1 pseudogene is annotated in these 814 nt (G+C 39.7%); it reads left to right on the plus strand.

The annotated features are described in order from the left end of the window. Positions 1 to 814, plus strand: a pseudogene (locus J7R12_RS08585) (hypothetical protein); the annotation flags it as partial.

Raw genomic sequence — 814 nt, forward strand, 5'->3', positions numbered from 1 at the left:
ATATGATCAATGATTTATCAGATGAAGGATTTGGATACCTTGGTAAAATTTATAAAATCTCATATGTCAAAGAGCATTTTGAGGGTGAGGTTTTGCATGATGAAAATGGCAATGTCATCTATGCAACAGATAAAAATGGGATCCCTATAAGAGATAGCTATGGAAGAAAAATACCTCTGTATCATTATTTAACGCCAGAGGAAGAGAAGCATTTACAAAAAGGCTCTGATGGCAACCGGCATATGTTCTACAATGGAATTCGCACCTCACCAGATGACGCTGCGCGCTATGCTGTCCAGTTTGCTGATAATGATCATGATCCCCTTTATTTTACAGTTTTTCCACAAGCTGAAGACAAGCTCGTAGAGTTAGGGGTAGCGGTTTTTCAGAAGTTCCTAGAAGGTAGAGTTTTTTTTGGATTAACCAATTCAACAAAGAAGTTCCAGAATTTTCTATCTCTCTATGGCAATGATGGAGCGATTGTTGATGCGCATAGCCGTGGTAGCTTGACAGTAGGCAATGGAATGCGTGACTTTAAAAAACGTGGCGTCCACGATATAGCAGAAAACACAAGTGTTAATCTTTTTGGTCCAGCTTTTAACGCTCAAGACATGGCAAATACGTTATATATCTTAAGTAATGGCAAGCAAACCTATGTGAACTTGGAAAACCATAAATATGACTTTGTTGGCGGATGGTTAGCTGGTCACAATCCTTATACCTTTGACAAAGTACCCGCTGGTAATGGTCCTTGGAAAGAGGGGGGGAAAATAATATTTAGTTATCCCAGTCCCCATGCTTGTTATGGGCATGC

This window comes from Bartonella vinsonii subsp. vinsonii (assembly GCF_902825235.1).
Classification (GTDB): Bacteria; Pseudomonadota; Alphaproteobacteria; order Rhizobiales; family Rhizobiaceae; genus Bartonella; species Bartonella vinsonii.